17 protein-coding genes are annotated in these 21,821 nt (G+C 51.7%); 6 read left to right on the top strand and 11 right to left on the bottom strand.

Annotated elements, in window-relative coordinates; genetic code table 11:
* Positions 1 to 87: 87 nt before the first annotated feature.
* A complete protein-coding gene (locus SH302x_RS07245) occupies positions 88 to 573 on the top strand; it encodes an FHA domain-containing protein (protein ID WP_479368064.1) in 486 nt (161 codons plus the stop codon).
* A gap of 183 nt (positions 574 to 756) precedes the next feature.
* Here the strand turns inward: SH302x_RS07245 and SH302x_RS07240 are convergent, their stop codons facing one another.
* The 8 genes from SH302x_RS07240 to SH302x_RS07205 form a co-directional block, all read right to left on the bottom strand.
* Complete coding sequence (locus tag SH302x_RS07240) at positions 757 to 1,449, bottom strand: SMC-Scp complex subunit ScpB (RefSeq protein ID WP_479368063.1); 693 nt, start codon at positions 1,447 to 1,449, stop codon at positions 757 to 759.
* An 18-nt stretch (positions 1,450 to 1,467) separates the two neighbouring features.
* Complete coding sequence (locus SH302x_RS07235; RefSeq protein ID WP_479368062.1) at positions 1,468 to 3,105, bottom strand: hypothetical protein; 1,638 nt, start codon at positions 3,103 to 3,105, stop codon at positions 1,468 to 1,470.
* Between the two features lie 163 nt (positions 3,106 to 3,268).
* On the bottom strand, positions 3,269 to 3,985 hold the full coding sequence (locus SH302x_RS07230) for a PTS sugar transporter subunit IIA (RefSeq protein ID WP_479368061.1): 717 nt from the start codon (positions 3,983 to 3,985) through the stop codon (positions 3,269 to 3,271).
* A gap of 292 nt (positions 3,986 to 4,277) precedes the next feature.
* A complete protein-coding gene (locus SH302x_RS07225) occupies positions 4,278 to 4,559 on the bottom strand; it encodes a hypothetical protein (protein ID WP_479368060.1) in 282 nt (93 codons plus the stop codon).
* Between the two features lie 207 nt (positions 4,560 to 4,766).
* Positions 4,767 to 5,822, bottom strand: coding sequence for a lipopolysaccharide heptosyltransferase II (waaF, locus tag SH302x_RS07220; RefSeq protein WP_479368059.1), 1,056 nt, complete (start codon positions 5,820 to 5,822; stop codon positions 4,767 to 4,769).
* A gap of 299 nt (positions 5,823 to 6,121) precedes the next feature.
* Entirely contained in the window at positions 6,122 to 6,919 is a 798-nt protein-coding gene (locus SH302x_RS07215; RefSeq protein WP_479368058.1) for an alpha/beta hydrolase, read from the bottom strand.
* A 141-nt stretch (positions 6,920 to 7,060) separates the two neighbouring features.
* On the bottom strand, positions 7,061 to 8,746 hold the full coding sequence (locus SH302x_RS07210) for a putative manganese-dependent inorganic diphosphatase (protein ID WP_479368057.1): 1,686 nt from the start codon (positions 8,744 to 8,746) through the stop codon (positions 7,061 to 7,063).
* A gap of 337 nt (positions 8,747 to 9,083) precedes the next feature.
* Positions 9,084 to 10,934 carry a hypothetical protein gene (locus SH302x_RS07205; RefSeq protein ID WP_479368056.1) on the bottom strand — a complete coding sequence of 617 codons (1,851 nt, stop codon included), beginning with the start codon at positions 10,932 to 10,934 and terminating at the stop codon, positions 9,084 to 9,086.
* Positions 10,935 to 11,227: 293 nt separating this feature from the next.
* On the opposite strand from SH302x_RS07205, the gene mnmG reads away from it, so the two are divergent.
* Positions 11,228 to 13,081: a tRNA uridine-5-carboxymethylaminomethyl(34) synthesis enzyme MnmG gene (gene mnmG / locus SH302x_RS07200; RefSeq protein ID WP_479368055.1), complete on the top strand. Its 1,854-nt coding sequence runs from the start codon at positions 11,228 to 11,230 to the stop codon at positions 13,079 to 13,081.
* Between the two features lie 5 nt (positions 13,082 to 13,086).
* Here mnmG and SH302x_RS07195 read toward each other — a convergent pair whose 3' ends face one another.
* Positions 13,087 to 14,883 carry a DUF885 domain-containing protein gene (locus SH302x_RS07195; RefSeq protein WP_479368054.1) on the bottom strand — a complete coding sequence of 599 codons (1,797 nt, stop codon included), beginning with the start codon at positions 14,881 to 14,883 and terminating at the stop codon, positions 13,087 to 13,089.
* A 213-nt stretch (positions 14,884 to 15,096) separates the two neighbouring features.
* On the opposite strand from SH302x_RS07195, the gene SH302x_RS07190 reads away from it, so the two are divergent.
* Positions 15,097 to 16,374 (top strand): glycosyltransferase, encoded by a 1,278-nt coding sequence (locus SH302x_RS07190; protein ID WP_479368053.1) that lies wholly within the window; start codon positions 15,097 to 15,099, stop codon positions 16,372 to 16,374.
* 23 nt (positions 16,375 to 16,397) lie between these two features.
* On the opposite strand, the gene SH302x_RS07185 is transcribed toward SH302x_RS07190, so the two are convergent.
* Both SH302x_RS07185 and SH302x_RS07180 read right to left on the bottom strand, forming a co-directional pair.
* On the bottom strand, positions 16,398 to 17,030 hold the full coding sequence (locus SH302x_RS07185) for a polysaccharide deacetylase family protein (protein WP_479368052.1): 633 nt from the start codon (positions 17,028 to 17,030) through the stop codon (positions 16,398 to 16,400).
* A complete protein-coding gene (locus SH302x_RS07180; protein ID WP_479368051.1) occupies positions 17,020 to 18,483 on the bottom strand; it encodes a phospholipid carrier-dependent glycosyltransferase in 1,464 nt (487 codons plus the stop codon). Before SH302x_RS07180 ends, SH302x_RS07185 begins: the two co-directional genes overlap by 11 nt.
* 107 nt (positions 18,484 to 18,590) lie before the next feature.
* Here SH302x_RS07180 and SH302x_RS07175 point away from each other — a divergent pair, with 107 nt between their 5' ends.
* The 3 genes from SH302x_RS07175 (at position 18,591) to SH302x_RS07165 (ending at position 21,819) form a co-directional block, all read left to right on the top strand.
* Positions 18,591 to 20,276 carry a ThuA domain-containing protein gene (locus SH302x_RS07175; protein WP_479368050.1) on the top strand — a complete coding sequence of 562 codons (1,686 nt, stop codon included), beginning with the start codon at positions 18,591 to 18,593 and terminating at the stop codon, positions 20,274 to 20,276.
* A 165-nt stretch (positions 20,277 to 20,441) separates the two neighbouring features.
* Positions 20,442 to 21,062 carry a hypothetical protein gene (locus SH302x_RS07170; RefSeq protein WP_479369246.1) on the top strand — a complete coding sequence of 207 codons (621 nt, stop codon included), beginning with the start codon at positions 20,442 to 20,444 and terminating at the stop codon, positions 21,060 to 21,062.
* 277 nt (positions 21,063 to 21,339) lie between these two features.
* Complete coding sequence (locus SH302x_RS07165; RefSeq protein WP_479368049.1) at positions 21,340 to 21,819, top strand: efflux RND transporter periplasmic adaptor subunit; 480 nt, start codon at positions 21,340 to 21,342, stop codon at positions 21,817 to 21,819.
* Positions 21,820 to 21,821 lie beyond the last annotated feature (2 nt).

Raw genomic sequence — 21,821 nt, 5'->3', positions numbered from 1 at the left:
GTCCTAAAGTTAATTATGCTGCGAAAGTGCCGGTCCTCCACCGGTATCGCTAAACCCCGACGCTGACAACCGTCGAAAAGGTGTCCTATGATTTGTGTGATTGATGTGGTTGCTGGCCCGGCGAAAGGCAAACGCGTTTGGATTCGCAGCGATGGGATTCTGCAAATTGGCCGCCATTCGACGGTAGATCTGTCCATCCCGTCTGATCCGCATCTTTCCAGGCGTCATCTGATGATCGAAGGTGCCGGTGGGAAGTTCCGAGCCCGCGATTTGGGTAGTGCTAATGGTACATTCGTGAATAGGGCCGAAATCTCCGCTGTTGAACTTTTTGACGGAGATCAGATCCAAGTCGGGACAACAATGCTTGCCGTCGCGTTTATGGCGGACGGCACCAACCCCCATGCCAAGGACGGTGTTGTCTTTGGTAACACAGCCAATTTCGATTCAGAAAACCTACAGCCGCAAATTTCAGATGAATCAACTAAACGGTTCCATCTCACGGAGCGTCTAGAGCGAGAACTTCAAGAAAATCCCAATAAGAACGCTACCGGTTCCGGCACGCACGTTCCATAAGGCATCGTACGGGCAAGATGGCCTGACCATTTGTGCTGTGTCCCCAGATGTACCACGTAGTGGTTCGTCGTCCCACCTGAAGGCGGATTTCGTTTGAGTTTTCCCCAGGCGTTTTTGCGCAATGGCGGTACAACGGACTTCCGCTTAGAGGCGGTGCTACATACAAAAACGGAACAGGTGCTGTTAATCCCAAGCGACCGGTAAGTCCTCGAGCGTATCTAGGCCAGCTAAATTCAAGAAACGCTGCGTCGTGTAGTGCCGCCGAACAGCCGATTTCCCTTTTCCCTCGATCTTTAATTCGACTAAGTTTCGCCGAATTAGCATGCGCAGCACAGCCCCTGCGGGCCGGTTCCAATTCATCTCCAACTCTTCTAACGTGACACCGGGGTTGTAGGCGACCAGAGCCAAGCAATCGATGGCTTGCTGGTTCAGTTTTGCTGGCTGAACCTTTCCTGCAAAGACCGATTTGATCTCGTTTAATTCAGAAACCATCGACAACAGGAAGCCCTGTTCTTGCTCTACGATACGAAATGCCTGCCGACACTTTTCATACCGATCATTCAGTCGCGCGACCACATCCGGGATTTCCGCGGAACTTATGCCACGCATGAGACCGGCAAGCGTGGTCGCGCTGACCGGCCGGTTCTTCGGGTGCCCAACAAACAGAACCGCCTCGAGGATCCCCTCAGGTGTCGTTGGGACCGATTCGTGCAGCAAGACCTCGTCGTCGCTCCAAAGGGGTTCATTTTCGCCACCTTCGGCCGCATGCGGTTCATCCACCGTCTGGACAGAATCGGTTGGCGAGTTCTGGTCTATAAAGATTTTTTGGTACGTACGACCTAAATCTTCGAGCGATATTTCGACTTCTTCATCCATGACAAACAACCGCTTGCATCATTTCCCAGTTCGAATTGCATCCATGTACTCTTTGGAAATATCTCGTTCGCGTTTTGGCAAACGGGCGTGCTCAATCGGATCGGGCTCTTCGACTTCCGCGCTCAAAATCGCTTCGCGAACATCAATCTGAGTTGGCGTCTTTTTATTCTCACCGCCGATTTTGCCACCCAGAGCCGTTTCACCTTGGCCTACATTGCCTCGCACTTGGGAATCAAAGCTGGAAGTATCGTTCTCTTCCTCGGGGCGCTCGCCGCCTCCTCGGCCCTCACCTTTGGCATTCTTGCTGAACGTTGTTTGGTCTGACTTCATCTGACAAGTAGCACAACCGTTGCCTTGGCACTGGGCGCAAGTCGAGGATCGTTTGCTGTTATTGATCTTTTGTTGCAGTTCCTTCAATGACTCGGCTTGTTTAGAGTTCTGAGCCATCTTGGATAACTGTTGGCTCATCTTTTCCATCGCTTCTGCGGCAGCTTGCTGATCCCCGTTGGCAAGGTTCTCGGCAGCCTGAGCTAACGCTTCCTGCAGTTCAGCCGCCGCTTTCATATCTGCGTCGGCTTGTTTGAGAGCATTCAGTTTTTCGGCCAGTTGAGCGGCCTTATCTTTATCACCGGCTGCTTCGGCCTGTTTGATCTGCTCTTCAAGGTTCTTTTTTTCGGCTTCATGAGCTTTGACGGCCTCATCCAGAGCTTTCTCCATTTGCTTTAATTGCTCAGCCAATTTCTTCTGCTGCTCTTTCGAAAGCTCCCCTTTTTGTAACTTGTCCATCATCTGTTGGACCTGCTCACTGGCTTCCTCCATGTCGCCATTCTTCATTGCGTCAGCGAGATCTTCAGCGGGGCCATTGTCCATTTTTTTGATGCTTGCCAACTGTTTTTTTAGCGACTCACCGGTCCCCATCTCTTGGCGTTTTGCCTCCAGTTGGTCTTGCATCTTCTTCAGTTCACTCATGAATTTTGCGGGGTCTCGCGGAGGCTTGGAACGTAAGTCCTCTAATTGGCCTTCCAACGATTTCAACAGATCCGCATCCGGCAGTTTTTCTTTCTCGGCCGCTTCGCGTTGCTTGCGAACTTGTTGCAGTAGCGGCTCAACGCTGTTCTTCACTTGCGCAACAGTAAGCGGCGATGGCTGGTCGCTGCCAGCAGACGAGCCAGTTGGGTCTGCCAACAGAAAGCTAAATGCGACCACTGCCAGCGGTGCAACCAATCGAACAAAATGCGATTGAATTCGAACCGGAAATGCGTCGCGGACATCAAGGCTTTGAGCCTTCTGGTTCGCGTCATTCCAAAGCGCTTCACCCATGGGCGTCAATCGTTCCTCGGCAGTCAACTGGGCCGCAGAACTAAGTCGTTCGCGAAGGTTGAGTCGCAAGTCAATTGCGGTCGCGACCGCATCGCGGCTTGGTCGCCACCACCACGCAAGCAGTGGCGCTAGCACCAATGTTAAACCGCCAGCGGCACTCAACCATATAGTGGTCCAATCCTGGAAAGCCACTGGAAGCTTTACAAACTTCGCCGTGACAATTGCCACCGCCGCTGTGCAAAATGCTACCAACGCAATTCGACTGCACCAGTCCAGCCAATTTTGCATCACGATTCGCCGTCGAGCGATTTTGATAGGTTGCTGGATAAAGTCCATAATCAGCCTCGAGGATAATTGCGGGTCCAAGTGCGGTACTGCTTGCGATTGTTAGATTGTGACAGTTGTTACCGCCAAAAGCAATCGAACGACCACCCACAAAGCAGAAACTTCAGCGAAAACGCCGTTGTTCCATCTGCATGCCGTTTCAGAAAACGTTTCCCTACACGCTAACCGGCGAAAGAGCGCGTTCACCCGATTTAATCAACTCGATGACTTCAGTCGGACTACTTGCCTCACGCAACTGCTGAAGCCACTTGCTGTCGCCAATCAAGCGAGACAATCGAGCCAAAATCTTCAAGTGGACCGCGTCGTCCGTGCTGCAGATTAAAAAGAAAACATCGGTCAAATGGCCCGCTCGGTTCCCGAAGGGTATCGGTTGAGACGAGAGGCCAAGTGCAATCAAGGGCTGTCCCAAAATCGAGCCACGCGGACGCCGAGGGTGCAGCATCGCAACCCCATTCTCTAATGCCGTTGGATGCAAGTCCTCGCGGGCAGCCACAGCCTGCATCATTTCGTCGGCATCCCACAACAGGCCAGTCCTAGTCGCCAACTCGCACATCTCTCGAATCACAGAATTGCGAGTACGAGCAGGCAGCGGTGTCGCAATCGCCTCTTCGAACATGAAATCCAAAAGAGATACCGATGGGCTCGGTTCCCGAACACGGTGCAACATCTCTTCGACCTTCAATAGATCTTCCAAGCTGCTTTCACCAATGCGATCTTCCATCCAATGATGAATGTCCGACTCCGAGAAACGCCACTCGCCACTCACGCGGCGGCCTGGTAGCTTATCGCGCGAAGCGAGCTTTGCCACTTGCGCAGGCGTAATGTGCAAGTAGACCGCAAGTTCTTCGATAGTCAGGTCGCGGGCGGCCATGGTTCCGTTCAATCACAATGAGGATGAAGACAGTCATGGAATTTAGTTAAACGAACCGATTCCAAGAATGTCAATTTTGCAAAGATTTAGAGAAAATCCGCAAAAACTGTGCCTGCATGAAGATTGCTGTCCAATAAATCCGCGATTTCGACGCAAGGAGGTCGCCAGCGGACCAAATAGAGTGTTCCTGCCTCGCTAGGGTGAAGTGCTAAGCAATGCGAGGCGGAATGTGACGCGTCGGACGAAACAGACTTTTATTTGTCCCGTCCATCGTTGCGAACACTAGCTTGTGCTAAGCGGCAGATCGCTGCTGTCGACGCATGTGCTGATAAGCAGCCAACACTTCATGCAAATCTTTGCTGATGACGATGGTTTCTTTTTCGAAGTCATCCAGCCAAGCGCTTCGATCCACAGTGGCTTGCAGGATCACTGGCAGGAACTCGTCCAATCTGACGCGGACTTGGTCACCTTCCCAGCTTCGTCGGGTCTTTGCTGCAAACATCTCTTCAATCTTATCGGTAGCGCCCTGTTTGCCTTGGTTTTTATATTCTGCGATAACAGAACGAAGAAGCATGCTTCCAGCATCCTCGGGCAATGATTTCTGAGATGGATTCGACTTCATAAATGACTTACCAGTCTAAAGACCCACAAACCTGTAATGACAGACCAACTGTCAGTTTGTATCGGCTAGGGCGACTTTGCCGGTTAAGCGATTCTTGCAAAATGAGCGAATTTTAGTGAACAGGCTGTTAGAACAAATGATTTGTCCACGCCAGACTTGCTATGCAACCATGCGGATCTGCATGCTACCGCGCAACGAGCTTTCAATCGCCGCCCGGACCGTGTCGACTTCGATTTGCCGCATGCAATGATGATGCTTCAGAGGGCATTCCGATTTGTAGCAAGGACGGCACTCTTGGAAACTTTCCAGAACCGTTTCCTCAAGATTAAAGGTTCGCGTCCGTTGCGGCTCCGTAGAACCAAACAGACTGACCACCGGGCGATCGAGCGCGACAGCCATGTGGCGTGGCCCTGAATCGGTACTTACCACCACATCAGCTTTCGCCAACACCGCCAGCGACAACGAAAGTGGCAAGTCATGCCATTCACCCATGCTGCGTACCAATGGACTGTTGACTTGTTCGGCGACCGTATTGCATTCCGCTCGGTCGTTTGGCCCACAGTGCAACAGCACTTGAGCTTTCATGCCCCAAGCAAGTTGCCTAGCCAAATGAACAACATACTGCGATGGCCAAATCCGAGACTTCGCACTAGCCGCTGAATTGTTGATAACAATCAAGGGACGTCGACTATCGAATCCAATGACTTTGAAGATCTTTTCCAAACGTTCCGTTTCAACCGGATTGGCCGTAAGTTCCATTTTCCGATCGCTCGCGTCGACGTGGAGCGCGCTTGCCAACTGCAGATAGGACTCGATCAAGGAAGGCGAAGCGAACCCCTTGGCAGCGATTGGCTTGGCCACTTTGGTCGTTAGCAAAAGTCCGCGATAATCGGTCGCATAACCAATCCGCGAGGGCACCTTGGCCAACCACGCAATCATGGCGCTGCTTAATGAATTGGTAAGCAACAAAACGGCATCTAACTGTCGCTCGCGAATGGCGTTCACCAAGGACATTCGACGGCGAATCGCCCCACCACGCGGTTGGAACTTTACCCACGAATCAATTAAACGCGAGTTGTCCAAGAGAGCGGTCGGCCCCGGTTTAGCGATTCCAACCACTTCCGCGTCAGGAATCCCAGCGCGAATTGCTCGCAAAGCTGGTGTTGCCATGCACGTATCGCCGATCCATGACGGTAAAAAGATTCCTAATCGCATAAACTGATTTGACCAAGAAGAGTTGCAAGTCTCGCCAGTGCTCCTAGCGATCTGCTTTAATAAGTGACTACAGCATTGCAGGCGAACAGGTCAAGGGAGAATCCACAACAATGCACGCTCCCCTCGTTTTTCTTCCTTGCTGCGTCGCAATAGTAGTTGGCGGCATACTGGAAAAATCCGCCTAAAGGCGGTACTACGAACTGATAAGTACGCCGACAGTGGTACTACGAACCATAATTTCTACGCCTCAGAACAGCTTGCGATAATCCGCAACTGCATGCCCCAAGGCCGCCAATTGCCTAACGGTACAATCTCAGAAAATCATCGGTCGCTTGCGTAAAAACGTCTGGCCAAGCATCGATGTGCGTTGTTCCCGGTGACTCGATAAAAGTTTTCCTAGCCGACGGCGAAGCAGCAAACAACTGCTTGGCAAAACGAATGTCAATCACTTCATCTCGGTCGCCGTGCATCTGCAACAGCGGGCCACCGTACCTCGCAATTTTTTCACTGGATTGAAATCGGTTGCGAATGACCCACCGCACAGGCACATACCAATACCTCGAAGCCGCGACATCCACTACTGAATTAAAAGTTCTATCCAAGATCAATCCCGCTGCGTCGTACTTTGATGCCACGTGTACCGCAACACCTCCGCCTAACGAGCGCCCAAAGACAAAGATTCGATCTGGCCCTAACGCAGTACGTTTGGATAGCCATTGCCAAGCCGCTTCCGCATCCGCAAGCACTCCCGCCTCATAAGGCGTCCCTGAACTCTTTCCGAATCCTCGATAATCATAGATGAGCACATCCATGCCATGTAGGTCGCGATAACGAGCCGCTTCCGATAACATGTGTGAAATGTTTTCACCATTGCCATGATTCATCAATAAGGCTCTTGGTGAACGATCGCTTTGCCCAGCAGGCAAAAACCATCCATGAATCCGAACACCATCGGTACTATCGATCCAAACATCCTCATGCGCAATATGCTTCTGCTCGAAATTGCCATGCCTGGCTCCGGGGTAGACCAGCGTCGTTTCCAAGGCCATGAGTCCAACCAAAATCGCCGCGTAGACCACCAATGCGAACCGCAGCATACGCCGCAGTCCGACGAACATTGATCGCCAAATATTGCTTGATTGCGGCAAGCTCGAAGGGATGGAATGCTTTTCTAAATGCATTTTTGGTAGCTTTTCGCTTTGAACAATGCCGCGTTAAGGGATGTGCTTTCACGAATTTTATTTCGCCGAAGCTGCCTCAAATGGTGTGTTGGCTATCAACTGAGCAAATAGCGGCAATAGTTGCTTCTTTCTACTTACTACATTCGCTAGCTCGTACAGATTCTTGTCCAAGCGCGGATAATTAATGTCTTCCCAAGCGTCCGACTCATGCGACAGCAGCAGCAACGAGCCGTTCGATACGATATCGGTTACCAATAACGCCGCAAAGTCTAGCCCGCGTTCATTAGCTTGCTGCTCCAAGACCGACCGCAGCTCTTCTTTACGTTGCCAAAACAAATCGAATCCGATCTCTTCAATCTGCGATATCGAGAAGCGTACATGACGTTCAGTAAACTCTTTGCAATCTTCGTTGATTACTTGATGCGGCGTGCACGCTCGAAGGGCGGAACCGACTTCGAAGAATTCTCGGGCGTACGCTTCCAGATCTTGGCCTGTCAGCGGTTCTAACCAAGCCAAAATCTCTCGATCAACGTCGGTCGCGGTGGGTGAACGCAGATGCAACGTATCGGAAATGATGCCGGACGCCAAACACAGTGCGATGCCAGCGGTGGGTGTGATTCCAGCGGCACGAAACTGTCTCGCAACTAAGGTACAAGTCGAACCAACTGGTTCATTGATAAATCGGATTGGTTGACTGCTCTTCAATCCCCCTCCCAAACGATGGTGATCCAACACCTCGAGAATGTCGGCCTGCTCCGCACCATGAACCGCTTGCGCTAGCTCGTTGTGATCGACTAAAATCAATCGTGGCTTGGGCAAATTGACTAAGTCCGATTTTGACATGACCCCAATCAATCGATCGTCATCGTCAGTTACGGAAAAGATAGGTTCACTTGAACGTTCAATGATCGGCCTGGCCTCTTCCATCGGTAGATGATGCGATAAAGTGTCAAAATGGCTATCGATAGCTGGATCAATAATTTGAGCAGACCGAATGCGGATCGTTGTCGTTGCCGTATCATAGGGGCTGTTGATCACCGTCACGTTCTTGGCTCGAGCTAACTCAACCAGTTGCGGCGACAGTTCGTATCCACCGGTAACCACCAAAGCGCGGACACCTTGCTTCAGCGCTGGCATATGGATCGTCGGTCGATCACCGCTGACCACAATTAATCGTCTGGCAGGATACTGACTCAATCGCCGCGTAAATCCTTCAGCACTCATCGCGCCGACCATTGTGATCAGCTCTTCGCACTCATCCAGATCGACTTCGTGCTGATACTCGCCTTCCAAGACCTGACAGACGCGATTAAGACTGGTGGTTACCGTTCGGGCTCGCAAGTTGTCTCGGTCATGCTCGAACACCAAGCTCATCATGTCTAGCAGCGAAAGCTGGCCAATAATCTTTCGCTGATTGTCCACAACGGGAATCGCGCGCAATTCGCGTCGTTTCATCTTGATATAGACCTCGAAGAAAACGTCGCCCGGGCTCGCCGTTACAACATCTTTCTGGCATACATCGCCAACCTCTGGGCGAACGTCCATCACAATTCTAGGCAAAGGCAGATTGGCGCGTCGAAGCGCAAATTCCGTTCGCTGATTGGGCGTTCCGCAGCAGGCGGCCACCGCGGTCGGCCTAGTCGTTCGCTGCAACAAATCGGCATAAGCAATAGCCGAACAAATGGCATCGGTATCGGGATTACGGTGACCGAAAACCAGGATCGAAGAGTCTTTTGGTAACACGATGTCGGTCGAGTCGAGGTGCGATAGGGTGAGGAGCGATTGACCAAAGCCAGTAGTGCATTGATCAACTATCCAAAATTATGATAACAGAATTAAACTTTGGAAGTCAGTCTTTGTTGCGATTGCTCAAGCAGTTCGGCGATAGAACGTCCAATTGAAGGCTTTCGCTTGCAATGACAGAAGGCACCTGCCTTCAAAACCAGCCCTGTTTTCTGTCGTGGCTGCCCGAGTTTGATCCGACGATCATCTTGCTCCCATCCACAGGTGTGACCAAATGCCCTATCCCCGGGCCAACCAGAGCAGCCCGACGATATCAGGAAATGGTGAGCTTTGCAGGCTACTGCGGAATTGGCCTGAAACCTTGGATACGCCCGCGTGGGGCCAAGCCTTCCAAGTCGACGGGCAACTCCATGCGGTCGGTAAATACGTTGCCCGCTTGGTCGTAGGCTTCCATTTTCAAATAGACACGGCGCGGCATGTTGGGATTGCCAGGCCATTTGTATCGGCCAGTGTTTGGGACTTCGGCTTCAATCGTGGTCCAAGGCCCATCTGGAGTTGTGCTGTAGTAGAACGCGATCGGTCGGGCCGATAGAAATTCATCTTGCGCGCTAAATTCGATAATCAGGGCACCGGCGTCGACGCCTTGCCCATACTGTGCACTATGAATCCGCGCGGTGGGCAATTTCGTATCGACTTGTATCCAAGCATCCGCATCATCGCCCGGCAAAGGACGGTGATTGGCAAGGCCATTGGTTCCAACCACGACCATTCGAAAGCCAAACAGGCCATCGGTTTGAACTCTCACGTCAAACGGAGAGGTCCTGTCTGGGTCGCTCCCCCACTGCGTCCACGTTTTTCCGCCATCGGTCGTCGCCCACAATTCAACATCAGCGATGCGGTTTCCCGGATCTACCTCCACGTTGTAGTCGAGACTGAAAGCACGCGAGTTGCTGGCAAACGCGTTGGGCTGCCGTGGAGGAATACTGTTGGATGGATCACTAACCGGAGGGCTGTTTGGCGGTATGACGTTAGGCGGCGCGACACTTGGACTTAAGCTGTTGCGCGATTCGTCGACACTTTGGAATGTGTAGCGGGTGTTGCCGGTCGTACTTGATGGTTCAATCGTTAAAAACGAAGACGATGGATTGCTGCTTGGCAACAGAAGCGGGTCGACACTGGGCAGTTGTGGGAAATCGGTCCGGACCGGCAATGGACGTGAAGCCACGGGCGGAGCGGGCAGCACCTCAGGGCTATGCCCGATGCCGTTTCCAGCTAGCGACGTACGCGGTGCATTGACGGAAGAACTTATGGTTGGTCCTGCCGCCGGATCGGTGCTATCGCTGCCGGGAAAAAACTGGCTGAAGACCGAATTGCCGCCGCTGGTCAGCGTTAACCCCGATCCCGCACTGGCCGTTCGCATCATCGTAGGCAATCGAATCAGCTCAGCTTCGTTGCCAGCAAGATCCTTCACTACCAATCGAACGACCATTTGTTTTGCATGGAGAGGAGGTTCCCAGATCCCCTTGCCAACTATCTCCATAGAATCACGCCCAAACTGCGTTTGCATTTGAACTGGAACGAAGCTCGCGTCCAATTCCGTCTGATACTCCAAACGCATATCCAATGCTGATAAATTCGCATCTGCGATTCGGAAATCGGCTACCATGCGAGCCTGCTGATCGGTGTCGACGACCAAGTCTAATTGCGGGCGATTGGTGTCGATGACAATGGCCATCGGTTGTGAGCTGCTGTCGAACGCTCGCCCCTCTGCGTCCACCGTCTTGATACGAAACCAATAGAGGCCGTCGCCACTAGAACGAAATGTGAATTGACGCGACGATAAGTTACTGCGCTCAACGGTCAACCAGTTTTGTCCCAGGTCAGTGGAAACTTCGAGATCCACCGCCTCGGGCAAGCGTCCTTGGGTTCCGACGTTGAATGGTATGAGGAACTCAGGCTTGTTCCAATAAATGGGTTTGATACTGCTCATTGCGCCACTGTATCCAGCGTCGCTGCCTGGGCGCATGCCACCGATGGATTGCCGCTGTTGCTGCTGCATTCGCTCAGGGGCACGCCAGCTTGGACTTTCGATGCTGGCCGGGGCGGCTGAAGGACCGCGGTCGGGCTGATTGCCCGCGAATTGAGCGGATGCATCGGAGGCTGCGGTCCAAAAAAGAACGCCAATCATTCCGGATTGCATGCTTTTTGCAAGTTGATTTCGCTTCATGGCTCTGATCGTCAATTGCATAACCGCAGAAAAGGCGTCCGACTGAACTTCGCACAATCGATCTCTGTCGACTTTGCGCACTGTAATAAAGTTATCGGCAAGCGGACTTTTGAATCCAATCTAATCAGCATGAACTGTCCTAGATTGCCAGGAACACCTAGATTTCAGCTTTGCGAATCTTGCTGGCATTGTTAAGCTCCAAGGTTAAGCTCCAAGACACCCGTTACAAGATCGCCAATTCCATTCCCAACGTTATGACTAATTCGACTTTTTACCAGTACGACGTGATTGTGGTCGGCGCGGGGCATGCGGGAACCGAGGCGGCCGCCGCGGCGGCTCGAATTGGGGCCAAAGTCGCGTTGCTGACAGGCAATCTGGATACCGTCGGACAAATGAGCTGCAATCCGGCGATCGGCGGTGTAGCCAAGGGTCAAATCGTTTGCGAGATCGATGCGTTAGGCGGATTGATGGGAACCGTCATCGATCGCACGGGTATTCAATTCCGAATGCTTAATTCGAAGAAGGGCCCAGCGATGCACTCTCCGCGGGCTCAAGCGGACAAAAAGGCTTATCAATTTGAAGTTAAACGCCTCATCGAAGATGCACCCAACATCGACCTGCGGCAAGAAACCGTATTGGATCTGATTACGGAGCCGTACAAGGATGACTCTGGGCTGGCTTCGCATCGCATCGTCGGCGTGGTGGTCAATGGGGGCGCCGTCTACAGAGCCGCTGCAGTCGTGCTGACCACGGGCACGTTCCTGCAAGCGATCATGCATACCGGTGAAGCCAAAACCCCAGGCGGTCGGGCCGGGGAAGGGACCACCAGCGGTATCAGTGGAGCCCTGCAACGTCTCCAGTTCGCCATCGAACGATTCAAAACGGGCACGCCCGCCCGCATCAACGGGCGCACTATCCAAACCGCTGGACTGCAAGAGCAACCCGGTGACGAGCCAGCGATTCCGTTTTCTTTCATGACCGATGAAATCCATCAATCGCAAGTTCCCTGCTGGATTACGCACACCAACCACGCAGTCCATGAACTGATTCGCGCGAACTTGCATCGAGCACCAATGTACAGCGGCCAGATCCAATCCACGGGCCCTCGCTACTGCCCAAGTATCGAAGACAAAGTCGTTCGCTTTGCCGACAAAGAATCTCACCAATTGTTCTTAGAACCCGAAGGCCGAAACACGCACGAAGTCTACATCAACGGTATCTCCACTTCGCTGCCTCGCGATGTGCAAGATGCCATGATGAAGCAGATCGCCGGCTTGGAAAACGCTCAGATAATGCGATATGGCTATGCGGTGGAATACGACTATTGCCCGCCAGATCAATTGAAGCCTACGCTGGAGACGAAAAAGGTCGCTGGATTGTTCTTCGCCGGACAACTCAACGGCACCACAGGATACGAAGAGGCCGCCGCCCAAGGCTTGATCGCTGGAGCCAACGCGGCGATCAGTCTAACTGGGAAAGAGCCTCTGATTGTTTCACGCGACCAAGGCTATATCGGGGTCTTGATCGACGATTTGGTAACTCGATCGGTGGACGAGCCCTACCGAATGTTTACCAGTCGAGCTGAGTATCGACTGCTGCTACGCTATGACAACGCGGATCAACGCCTAACGCCGCTTGGCCGCGCTGCAGGGCTTGTCGACGACCTTCGTTGGCAAGCGTATCAGGCAAAACTGGAGACGGTCGCCACGGCCAAAAAAGTACTTCAGGCGGTCCGTGTCGGTGATGTCACTGGCGACAAGTATTTGAAGCGTCCCGAAATAACCTGGACCTCGATGGCTCAGTCGTATCCCGACCTGCAAGCGTTCCCCGCTAAGATCGGATTGCTAGTCGAAAACGACACGAAATATGCAGGCTATGTCGCGCGGCAACAAGTCCAAGTGGATCGCCAAGAGCGAATGGCAAAGAAGCGAATCCCCGATTGGTTCGACTATGAACAAATTGTGAGCTTACGTTTTGAAGCCAAACAAAAACTGGGCAAGATTCGACCGGTCAGTATCGATCAAGCGACGCGCATCAGTGGCATTACTCCCGCCGATATTGCTTTGGTGCTCGCACATTTGGAAAAGCCAGTACGACCTGCAACCTAAGCGTTCTACTGCAAGAGCGCCTCCTCGACTTCTCGCTCGAGAATACTCAGCGGCATACAACCATTTCGCAAAATCACGTCGTGAAATTCCGGCAACGAGAATCGATCGCCTAACTTTTCTTCGCATCGGCTTCGCAACTCGCGAATCTTAAGTTGGCCGATTTTGTAGGACAACGCTTGGCCCGGGTATGCCATATAACGCTCGACCTCTGCTACGGCGCTTTGCTCGCTGATCGGTTCCTTGGACATCATGTACTTGATCGCCTGCTCTCGCGACCATCCTTTCCAATGCAAACCAACATCAACCACAAGACGAATCGCTCGATGCATTTCGTCCCCAAGAGCGCCGATCTTTTGTTCCGGTGAGCCATACATCCCAAGCTCCGGCCCAATCGATTCGCAATACAATGCCCAGCCTTCTCCGTAAGCACCGTACCACAGGAACCGCGAGAACTCCGGCAAAGCTTCATTCTCTTGTTGCAAAGAGATTTGATAATGATGCCCTGGCAACGCTTCATGCAAAAACAGAGACTCCATGCCACTGGTAATATTGAACTTTTGAGGGTCAGGGATCGGGCAATAGAATATCCCCGGACGACTGCCATCAGCACTCCCCGGCATATACTCTGCACTTGCAGTCAGCTCGCGAAAGGATTCGGTGCGACGTATTTCAAACGGCGTTTTCGGCTTGCGCAAGAATGCTCTATCTAGTTGCGGTTCTAGACGAATCTTTATCGAACGGAAGAAGTCTAAGATCTCATCGGCCGACTGGAATGGTTTGAACTGGGGGTCTTCTCTCAAGTAATCAAAGAAGGCAGGAAGATCTCCGTCGAAACGCATCGCTTGTTTCACGGCTTCCATTTCCTGCTGAATACGAGCGACCTCATTTTCGCCAATCGCGAAAATCTCGTCCGGTTCAAGTGCCGTTGTCGTCCAACGACGTACACAATGGCGGTAGTATTCTTGGCCATTTGGCAACGTACCAACTCCCGAATCAGCGCGAGCTTGCGGCAGATACTCGGTTTCAAGAAACGCTAACAACTCGCGATAAGCGGGCATGAGCTTGGAGGCGATGACGTCCCGATACGCTTGCTTCAATCGATCTTGATCTGCCGAACTGATAGTGCGAGGAAACTTTTGGACTGGTCCGTAGAAAATAGAATCCTCGACCCGCTCGCTCAGGATCGTAGGGTCCTTGATCTGCGTGATCATGCGTTCCACTAAGACTCGCGGCAAGATAAAGCGATCGGCCATTCCTTCTCGAAAACGCGTCATGGCCATTCGCAGCCAGTTTGGATATTGCTCCATCCGTGAAAGCCAGTTTTCATAATCGCCCGTAGACCGAAACGGCTGACTGCTCGAACCACTGCCAAACTGAGCGAACGTAAGGGGCAAGCCTTCGAATTGATTGAACGGAATGCGCTCCGCGTTAAATGACAATCCTTCAAGCCGCAATGCTAGTTCATACTCAAGAATCGACGCGGCCAACCGATTGATTTCACTTGCAGCATCGCGATCGACGCTACGCAACAACTCCAAAGTAGTTGCGTAGAACGCTTTTTCCTTCGCCACAAAATCAATCGAGATGTCGATTGGCAGAGAGTCGTTAAAACGATTGTCGCCAAACCCGGTCGCTTCTAGAGGAAACAGCACCAGGAACTGCTCGTGATAATCCTTGAAAATCTTTTTGAGGGTTACGTCAGACGCCTCCTCCGCTCCCGCTCGGACGTGCAACGCGAGCACTATCGCCAAACATCCCAGCATTGCCGGGGCGATTCGCTGCCAAAAAGGTAAAACTGGCATGCGAAATGTAGGCTCAAGCCAATCTGTTCGTATCATCCAAAGCCACGCTTCTCTGGTTGAAAGCATTGCAAACCCTTTATCTTTTGCCAATGTCGACATAAACTGAGAAATCTAAACACGCGATCACAGTGTTCAAAAACAAACTGCCTAACCGATTTTCCTCTTCATTGTAGTCCGTTGCCTGCGCTCGTAACCCCGCCATACCGATTTCTATTGAATCCTGCCGGATCAGCAGGAGACGTTCACCCATACCTGGGGATCGCCAAGGAATTACAGAACCGCGGGCATGAAGTTTTTCTGCTGACCAATGCCTCCTTCCAAGCCACCGCATTGCAACTTGATATTCCTTTTGAACCCGTTGGCGAATTGGTGAATTGGAAATTGGTCGGCCGCGACGACAAACTAAGAAAGCCCAATACCGCTTGGAAAGAATCCTTGGGTTGGGCCGCTATCAATCCCATGCGCGAGACGTATGCAAAGCTCATGAAACTCCATGTCCCTGGAAAGACATGCATACTTGCTCCAGTGTGGAGTTTTGCAGCGAGGCTAGTCAACGAAAGACATCAAGTACCGCTGGTCAGCGGAGTCTTAAACGCGATCATCCTTCGCTCGACTTATAAATCTCCCATGACTCCCATGATGTATCTTCCAGACTGGATGCCGAGCTGGATGAAGCATATCGAGTACTTTGTTGCAGATCACTTTTTTGTTGATCCAGTCTTGCGAGCACCGCTGAACGTTTTTCGGAAAGAACTAGGTTTGCAGCCGATACGTCGTATCATGCACCGCTGGTGGTTTTCACCGGAGAGCGTACTGTGTCTATTCCAGAATTGGTTCGCTCCGCCTCAACCCGATTGGCCAGCTCAAGTGAAGTTTAGCGGCCATCCTACGTGGGATCCCCCTGGCGATTCGATCACTACCAGCCAAGCCATTGAGTTCGCGCAGGCAGGCCCCGCCCCAGTGGTATTTGTGCCAGGTTCCATAGGGCCTGGCGGCCATTCATTTTTTCAGTCCGCAGCCCAAGCTTGCCAGCGTTTAGGTTACCGAGCGATCTTCTTGGACCGAAATGCGGATTACATACCTCGCGATTTGCCTCGCAGCATGCGACACTTTTCCTATGTCCCGCTGGGCAAACTGATCGGTTCGTGTGCGGCGCTAGTCCATTGCGGATGCATTGGTACCTTGCAACATGCGTTGAAGGCTGGAGTACCTCACGTTGTCTGGCCGCGAGTCAACGACCAATTTGATAATGCAGCAAAATTGAAAACGTTGGGAGTCGCCACAATTCTTAAAGGCCCCAAACTGACTTCTGAAAAGTTGATCGCTGCATTGAAAGCCTTGCTTTCCAATCGCGAAGCGCTCGCCGCCACAGAAGCCATCAAGCAAAAACTGAGCACCTCTCAGCCTTTGCGTGAGATCTGCGACATCTTGGAGTTACACGCAGGAGCGGTTCTCGAGAATGCGTCCATTGCTGATCGGCGTTCTACATAATCGACCGAGCGTTTGGTCAGTATCTACAGTTTTGCAAACTGATAGTCCGCTGCCAGTAAGTTTTCAATCAGTTGTGGTAAAGCGGGCAGTATCCTCGCGGCCGCAATTGCAGAGTCATGCAGCAATACAATTGAGCCTGGCTGGACATGACGCATCACGATCTGGCACACCTTTGCGGCATCGAGGTCTTCTCGATAATCCTGTGCTACAACATCCCACATGACGATGCTATTCGACCACCATAAAATAGTGCCTTGCAGGGGACCCAGTTGACCATAAGGGGGGCGAAACATTTTCACTTGCGTTTGCAATTTGTCTTCGATGATTTCCTTGCCTAACCGCACGTCCTGAAGGTATTCAGACACCCCACTTTGCCAACCGCTGAGGTGACTATACCCGTGATTGCCGACGCTGTGGCCAGCCTGCAGAACCGCTCGCCCCAAATCGGTATGCGTTTCAACCATCCTCCCCAGCATAAAGAACGTAGCAGGGACGTTATACTTCTCCAAAACCTCCAATATCGGCAGGGTTACGTCAGGAGTGGGGCCGTCATCAAATGTTAAGTAGACTTTCTTTTGCGATGCAGACCGACGCCATATCAAAAACGGCAAGGCATAACGCAACCAGTCAGGAGTACGCTCAAATTCAAACTTCATCGCTACACTCTGACTTACTGAGCCCATGACCAATGCGATGATTCCACAACAGCACCACGGCGACATAGAGCGCTGGCATCGCGACAGCCCGCATCCGCATGTTGCTCCAGTACACTGCATGCACCGATGTCAATGCGACCAATAGCAAACCCGCTGGCGCATACTTTAGCCAGTAAGTTTTGTGGAGCGAGCGTAATGACCGACATGACATTGCAAGTCCCGCGAGCAAGCATAGCGACACGATTCCATACCACGAGCCAATCGCTAGTTGCTGAATGCGACTCGCTTGGTTCGCGGCTGGCCACCAAGCCCACAGCCAGCCCACTCGGACCAGTGCAGCTTGCAGAAAGACCGTGGGCCGCCGACGGATGGTCGACCATGCAGCATCCTTTGCCAGACGATCTTCGTCCAACTCTTGTAACCATATAGGGCGGGACTCTACGGTTCGTTTATTCTGGATTGATATAAGTTCTTCCGTTTTATTCTCAGTCGGTGATTGCTCATAACGACCAATCTGCCAGAAATCTTGGCTTGAAGGCTCTCCAACTTCCCGCCGCGACCAAGCGGTATGAAAACGGTCTTCATCCCAATTGCGTCCCCAATGGCCTTGCTGGATGTGATCAAACAAGATCGGATTGTTCGCCAACAACAAGGTGTAACCTCCGTGTGTGGTAGTAACGATGGGACGACCAAACGTCAGCATGTTCCTTAAAATCCAAGGTGATAAGGTGACACATAGCATCGTCGTAAACATAATGAGGTTTTTTGCTGATATTGAGTGTCGCTGGAGCAATCGATATAGCAACCAAGATAATAGAAGAGCAGCCCACACAATTCCGGTGGGGCGACACAGGATATTCAGCCCCAGCAAAAATCCACCCATCGCATAGCTCTGCAAGTGCTCAGCACGCTGGCACCACCAAGCCCAAAACAGAACCGCTAAGAACGTGGCCAAGGTTTCTGTCATAACCAAGGTCGACTGCCTGAGCAGGATTGGGTCAAACGCAACCATCAATGCGGCAAGTAAACTTAGATTTCGATGGCTGCCCATCGAACTGACAATTCGAAAAACCATCAAGCAAGTACAAACGCCTAGCAACCATTGGAAAATGGCGACGGCCACCGGCGATAGCTTCATCGGCGTGATCGAGCGACCGGCCTGATATCGCTGATAGTCCATTCGAGTCAGCCAAGACAGGGCATAGGGATAAAGCGGGGGGCGGTAAGCGGTCGGCAGAACAGTCGCTGCCCCTTCTCCAGATTCTGAGATCCGTCCAAAGGTGCCACTAGCGGCCCACCCCTCTGCCAAAGCAACATAAGCGTCCGGATCGGCCTGCAAGTCGTCAAAAAACACCACCATCGGAACCAAGCGCACACCACCGACCATCAGGCAAAATAACAACAGCATTGGCTTCAAGCCCGCTCCTGCCGAAGTATGGTGTTGTCCAAGCATAGTTTAGAAGTAAGTTTTGCGCGAGTTAGTGCCGATTCGCGTTGCGTTGAGAATTGGTTACAATGGGAGGCTTCCTACCTAAATCTCCCTACCGCCTCGAGGGCTTTATGCAAGTTAGTTTAAGTGCTTTCTTCGTCTTGGCTATGACTCTTTCCATTCCGTCACTTTCCCTGCAAGCCGGCGAAACGCTAATCCTAAACTTGCGTTACCAAGTCGAAACGCAAAGCAATAGCGGACGTTTTCATCAACTGACTCGCTCGGAATCTTGGAATCCATCATCGACGGCAGTAATCGTCTGCGATATGTGGGATAGTCACCACAGCATCAATGCGGTACGACGAGTTGCGGAAGTCGCGCCGCGGATGAATGTGTTTATCGACAAACTGCGTTCCCAAGGCGCGACTATTATTCACGCCCCCAGTGATTGCATGGAAGCATATGTGGACCATCCTGCCCGTAAACGCGCCATGGAAATTGCGATCGGAGAGGACACTCCCACTGACATCTCGCGGTGGTGTGACCGCATCCCGGCCGAAGAAGCGGCAGCCTATCCACTGGACCAATCCGATGGCGGTGAGGACGATGATCCACAAGAGCATCTGCAATGGGCCGCAACATTAAAGGCCCAAGGCCGAAACGCAGGCACACCATGGACCAAGCAAACGTCGATGATCGGAATCGATGATGTGAAAGATTTTTTGACCGACCGTGGCCCGGAAGTTTGGAACATTTTATCAACGCGAAAGATTAACAACGTAATGCTTTTGGGCGTTCACACCAACATGTGTGTGTTGGGCCGTCCCTTCGGGCTACGCCAACTAGCTCAGCATGGCAAGAACGTGGTTTTAGTGCGTGATCTAACCGACACCATGTACAATCCTAATTCTTGGCCCTATGTAAATCACTTTTCAGGCACCGATCTGATTGTGGATCATATCGAGCGTTTTGTTTGCCCAACGATTTCCAGCGATCAAGTTCTGCACGATACGGCTTTCCAATTTCGCAACGATGATCGAAAGCATATCGCGATTCTGATCTGCGAGCATGAGTATGATACCAGCCGCACGCTTACGGAGTTCGCCAATACTTATCTACGGAAAAACTTCCGTGTCTCGATCGTATATGGTCCTGAACCGACTTTAGAAGCCGACCCAAAACTTGGGCTGCCAGGCCTTGAGGTCATTGATGAAGCCGATGTGCTGGTTGTAAGTGTCCGACGAAAGCCACTGCCGCCAAATCAACTACAGCGCATTCAAGAACATGTCCGTCGCGGTAAACCTGTTATCGGAATTCGCACAGCGAACCATGCATTCTTGTTGCGTCAAGGCGAGGCTCCCGAAGGCACGGAAAATTGGAGCAATCTGGACGCTGAGGTTTTTGGCGGCAGCTATACCAATCATTACGCAAACAACATCGCAACACAAGTTTCGGTGAGCAACGACGAGGCTTTAGCAAAATTCTTGCCGGAAGCGACCAACCGCGAAGCTTTCAACCAATTTGTATCCCAAGGCTCACTCTACATGACAGCCCCCGTAGCTCCAGGTGCCCTAGTACTGCTCAACGGCTCTATTACCGACCAAGCCAGCGAGCCGTTGGCTTGGACTTTTATGCGACCCGATAGCGGTCGCACCTTTTATACCTCTTTGGGTCACGCGAAAGACTTTGAATCACCAATATTTAATCAGTTGTTATTGAATGCCATCCGCTGGTCTGTCGACTTACCACCCCAATCGCAAGCGTCGTTGGAAGAACACTTCACCAAAACAAAATCTGGCAAAGGCAAACAACGCTAGAAGTAGATGACGTTAAAATGACAACTTGCTGAATGGTGACATGATCAGTTTCAGCTACGAATGGCTTACCATGCATCCAAATCTTTCCCTTCACTTTCACTGAAAACAATTGCCCGTATGAAGACCTACCGTTATCTAATGAATGCCCTGATACTGTCAGCAACTATGTTTCAATGGGCATTGGCTGAGGACGTCGCTGGAAAAAAGGTATTCCATGAAGACTTCGAAAAAGGAATCGAACGTTGGGAATTGCTTGATCCAAAAACTTGGAAACACTCCGAGAATGACGGCAACCATACCTTGGAAATTACGGCCCGAGAAAGCGACTATGCTCCGCCTCATCGCAGTCCGTTGCACATCGCTTTGATCAAAGATTTAGAGCTAACTGATTTTGAAATCCGGTTTCGCGTCCGCAGTACGAAAGACACTGGCAACCATCGTGATTGCTGCGTCTTTTTTGACTACCAGGATGCCAAACATTTTTACTACGTACACCTGGGAGCTTTACCCGATCCACATAGTGGTCAAATCATGATTGTCAAAGACGCGCCTCGACTTGCTCTTACCGAAAACAAGAATCCAACTCCTTGGGATGACAACTGGCACCAAGTGCGACTGGTACGCAAATCAAGCACAGGGGAGATTGCGGTCTACTTTGACGATCTGGAGAAGCCTATTATGGAGGTAAACGACAAAACCTTCCAAGGCGGCCGAGTTGGCATTGGATCCTTTGATGATATGAATGAATTCGATGACCTTGTGATTTACGATTTGACTCAGCAGTAAACTCGGCAAGGCCTCACGGTTTCCACACCGTAAACGATTGAAACGCATCCGGAAAAGCCTGCTAGTCGCATGTTGGCCATGCAGGCTTCTGGGCAAATAATGCCGTCAAGTTCGAGCGTCGTCCAACCGTACGACCGCGTCAATCGATTCAGCCCCTGCAAACCTACTTGAAATTCCAGCCAGCCCCCTGAAAGCAGCGTAAAGTTTGGCGGCGTCGCGCCCTCGTAATTAACCTAGCTATCGGTCTTTGCCAAACCTTCAGCACTTGGGTTATTTTATGTCGCAATTCCGCTATCACGCTTTCGCTTTACTGTTTGTCAGCTTGATCAACCAGTTCGCACCGCTTGCGTGCGGTCAAGAATTCGCTGAGTACTTTGACGCTCGTATCGTGGCCACACACAACACGATCATTTCTTCCGAAGCTCCAGGTATCGTCAAGGAAATTAACATCCAACCTGGCCAAAGCGTGGCAGAGAGTGACATTCTGATCCAACTGAATGCAGAGATCTATCAAGCGGAACTGGACGTCGCTGTAGCAGAAGAGCAAATTGCAAAGCTGCAAGCGACGAACCGAGTGAACCTGGACTATGCTCAAAAGTCTGCCGAAGTCACCGAAAAAACCTTGGCGAAGAGCATCAATGCAAATCGACAGTTCGCCAAAACGATATCAAGCACAGAGATCGAGCGATTGCAACTGCAATTGGAGCAATCTCGTCTTTCAGGTGAACAAGCGGCCATGGAATTCGAAGTCGCTTAGTG

The sequence above is a fragment of the Njordella calcicola genome (assembly GCF_056494125.1).
This window is presented reverse-complemented; position numbering and strand designations above follow the sequence as displayed.

Bases quoted from the DNA above. Each gene is read 5' to 3' on its own strand.
- SH302x_RS07245 (WP_479368064.1), top strand. From the start codon at position 88: ATGATTTGTGTGATTGATGTGGTTGCTGGCCCGGCGAAAGGCAAACGC.
- SH302x_RS07240 (WP_479368063.1), bottom strand. From the start codon at position 1,449: ATGGATGAAGAAGTCGAAATATCGCTCGAAGATTTAGGTCGTACGTAC.
- SH302x_RS07235 (WP_479368062.1), bottom strand. From the start codon at position 3,105: ATGGACTTTATCCAGCAACCTATCAAAATCGCTCGACGGCGAATCGTG.
- SH302x_RS07230 (WP_479368061.1), bottom strand. From the start codon at position 3,985: ATGGCCGCCCGCGACCTGACTATCGAAGAACTTGCGGTCTACTTGCAC.
- SH302x_RS07225 (WP_479368060.1), bottom strand. From the start codon at position 4,559: ATGCTTCTTCGTTCTGTTATCGCAGAATATAAAAACCAAGGCAAACAG.
- waaF (WP_479368059.1), bottom strand. From the start codon at position 5,822: ATGCGATTAGGAATCTTTTTACCGTCATGGATCGGCGATACGTGCATG.
- SH302x_RS07215 (WP_479368058.1), bottom strand. From the start codon at position 6,919: ATGCTGCGGTTCGCATTGGTGGTCTACGCGGCGATTTTGGTTGGACTC.
- SH302x_RS07205 (WP_479368056.1), bottom strand. From the start codon at position 10,934: ATGATTGGCGTTCTTTTTTGGACCGCAGCCTCCGATGCATCCGCTCAA.
- mnmG (WP_479368055.1), top strand. From the start codon at position 11,228: ATGACTAATTCGACTTTTTACCAGTACGACGTGATTGTGGTCGGCGCG.
- SH302x_RS07195 (WP_479368054.1), bottom strand. From the start codon at position 14,883: ATGCCAGTTTTACCTTTTTGGCAGCGAATCGCCCCGGCAATGCTGGGA.
- SH302x_RS07185 (WP_479368052.1), bottom strand. From the start codon at position 17,030: ATGAAGTTTGAATTTGAGCGTACTCCTGACTGGTTGCGTTATGCCTTG.
- SH302x_RS07180 (WP_479368051.1), bottom strand. From the start codon at position 18,483: ATGCTTGGACAACACCATACTTCGGCAGGAGCGGGCTTGAAGCCAATG.
- SH302x_RS07175 (WP_479368050.1), top strand. From the start codon at position 18,591: ATGCAAGTTAGTTTAAGTGCTTTCTTCGTCTTGGCTATGACTCTTTCC.
- SH302x_RS07170 (WP_479369246.1), top strand. From the start codon at position 20,442: ATGTTTCAATGGGCATTGGCTGAGGACGTCGCTGGAAAAAAGGTATTC.
- SH302x_RS07165 (WP_479368049.1), top strand. From the start codon at position 21,340: ATGTCGCAATTCCGCTATCACGCTTTCGCTTTACTGTTTGTCAGCTTG.